We start from the raw sequence: 3,013 nt of genomic DNA, 5'->3' as shown, positions 1-3,013 counted from the left end.
CGACCCACCTCCGGCCACCCCCGCGCCTCACTCAGCAACTCCACCGCACCCGCAGACCAGTCCACATGCGGCGACGGCTCATCAACATGCAGGGTCTTGGGAAGGACGCCTGCCCGCATGGCCATCACCATCTTGATCACACCAGCCACACCCGCAGCCGCCTTGGTGTGTCCGATGTTGGACTTCGAGGACCCGAGCCACAGCGGTTGGTCCTCGCCGCGGTCCTGGCCGTACGTGGCGAGCAGCGCCTGCGCCTCGATCGGGTCGCCAAGGGTCGTACCCGTACCGTGCGCCTCGACCGCATCCACCTCAGCCGGTGTCAGACCAGCATTCGCCAACGCCTGACGAATCACCCGCTGCTGCGACGGACCGTTCGGAGCCGTCAGACCATTACTCGCACCATCCTGGTTCAACGCCGAACCCCGCACCACGGCCAGCACCTCGTGACCGTTGCGCCGCGCATCCGACAACCGCTCAAGGACGAGGACACCCACGCCCTCACCCCAGCCCGTACCGTCCGCGTCCGCCGAGAACGCCTTGCAGCGGCCGTTCGGGGAGAGGGCACGCTGGCGGCTGAACTCGATGAACGACTCGGGGGTCGCCATGACAGCCACACCACCGGCGACGGCCATCGTGCACTCGCCCTGGCGCAGGGACTGCGCGGCGAGATGGATGGCCACGAGAGAAGAGGAGCAGGCCGTGTCGATCGAGACCGCGGGGCCTTCGAGACCGAGGGTGTAGGCGACACGGCCCGTGACGATGCTGCCGGACCCGATGTTGCCCGCGTAGTCGTGGTACATGACGCCCGCGAAGACGCCGGTCTGGCTGCCTTTGAGGTCGGCGGGGACGATGCCCGCCTGCTCGAACGCCTCCCAGGCCGTCTCCAGCAGCAGCCGCTGCTGCGGATCGGTCTCGGTGGCCTCGCGGGGCGAGATCCCGAAGAACGCGGCGTCGAACTCGCCCGCGTTGTAGATGAATCCGCCCTCGCGGGTGTAGCTCGTGCCCGCGTTGGTCGGGTCAGGGTGGTAGATCGCGTCCAGGTCCCATCCGCGGTCGGTCGGGAACTCGGAGATCGCGTCCCGGCCTTCGTCCATGAGCTGCCAGAGGTCCTCCGGGGAGCGGACTCCGCCGGGGTAGCGGCAGCCCATGCCGACAATCACGATCGGGTCGTCGTCGGTGACACTGCCCAGCGCGGGGAGGGCCGCGGCGGCAGCGGGTATCTCGCCCGAGACTTCGGCGAGGAGGAAGTCCGCCAGGATGTCGGAGGACGGGTAGTCGAAGACGAGCGTCGCCGGCAACCGCACCCCTGCCACGGCACTGAGACCGTTGCGCAGTTCCACGGCCGTCAGCGAGTCGAAGCCCAGATCCTGGAACGCCCGTCCCGGCTCGACCAACTCGGCCGACGCGTATCCCAGCACCTGCGCCACCTGAGCCCGCACCACGCCGAGCACCAGCGTCCGGCGTTCCTCCGCCGTCAGCCCCACCAACCGGTCCGCCAGGGCGTTCTCCGTGGCAGCGGCGATGTCCTGGGAAGTGATCGCAGCCGAGCGGCGGGCGCGCGGGCCTGTCAGGTCACGGAACAGCGGTGAGAGGGTGTCGCCCTGCTCGCGAAGAGCGGCGATGTCGAACCGGGCGGGGACGACCGTCGACCGGTCGGACGCGACAGCGGCGTCGAACAGCGACAGCCCGTCCTGGACGGAGAGGGTACGGATGCCCGTACGGTCCATCCTCTCCAGGTCGGCGGCGGTGAGCCGACTGCCCATTCCCGTCGTCTCTTCCCAGAGTCCCCAGGCCAGTGAGGTCGCGGGCAGTCCCAACCCCCGCCGATACTCCGCCAACCCGTCCAGATACGCATTCGCCGCCGCGTAGTTGCCCTGCCCCGCACCACCCACCGTCCCCGACAACGACGAGAACAACACAAAGGCGGAAAGGTCCAACTCCCGCGTCAACTCATGCAGATACCACGCAGCATCCGCCTTCGGACCCAGCACACCATCCAACCGCTCCGGCGTCAGCGACTCCAGCACACCGTCATCGACCACACCGGCCGTGTGCACCACCGCCGACAACTCCGAACCCAGACCATCCACCACAGCAGCCAACGCAGCACGATCACTCACATCACACGCCACCACATCCGCCCGGGCACCCAAGTCCGCAAGCTCAGCAACGAGTTCAGCCGCACCCGGCGCATCCTGACCCCGCCGCGACAGCAACACCAGACGCTCCACACCATGCGACACCACCAGATGCCGGGCCACCACCGCACCCAGACCACCCGTACCACCCGTCACCAACACCACACCACCACCAGCACTGGCACTGGCACTGGCACTGGCACCCCACGACGTCACCCCACCACCCGAGGCCACCCGCGTCAGACGAGGAACGAAAACCTCACCGCCACGGACAGCGACCTGCTCCTCCCCCGACACCAGAGCAGCCCGCACACCCGCCTCAACATCCCCCTCCACACCCACATCCACCAACACAAACCGACCCGGATGCTCCGCCTGCGCCGACCGCACCAACCCCCACACCCCAGCCGACACCACATCCACCACACCACCCACACCCACAGACACCGCCCCCCGCGTCACCACCACACGAGAACCAGCACCCCCCACACCCGACACACCCTCCTGCAACCAGGCCAGCACACGCTCCAGCTCCGCGCCCGCCAAACCCAAACGCTCACCCTCCAGCACCAGCACACCCGGCGCCCCACCACTCACACCACTTCCGACACCGCCCACGCCGGCCACAGCACCGGCAACGGGCGACCACACCACCTCGAACAACCCACCACCAGCCACCACCGGCACCCCACCAGCAGCCCCCACCTGACCCGACGAAATCGCCCGCAACACCAGCGACTCCACCACCGCCACCGGCACACCCACACCATCAGCAACCCACAACGACACCCGATCCCGCGCCACATGCCGCACACACACCCGCAACACCGACGCACCCACCGCAAACAACGACACCCCCGACCACGAGAACGGGA

General features: G+C 68.4%; 1 protein-coding gene. It reads right to left on the bottom strand.

The features are described from left to right. On the bottom strand, positions 1 to 3,013 hold a 3,013-nt coding region (locus KUF83_RS36265; RefSeq protein WP_217459308.1), incomplete at both ends, for a type I polyketide synthase.

It is taken from the genome of Streptomyces sp. BV286, from assembly GCF_019090165.1.
Classification (GTDB): domain Bacteria; phylum Actinomycetota; class Actinomycetes; order Streptomycetales; family Streptomycetaceae; genus Streptomyces.
Note: the sequence above shows the minus strand (reverse complement) of the source record. Positions and strands in the feature narration are given on the sequence as shown.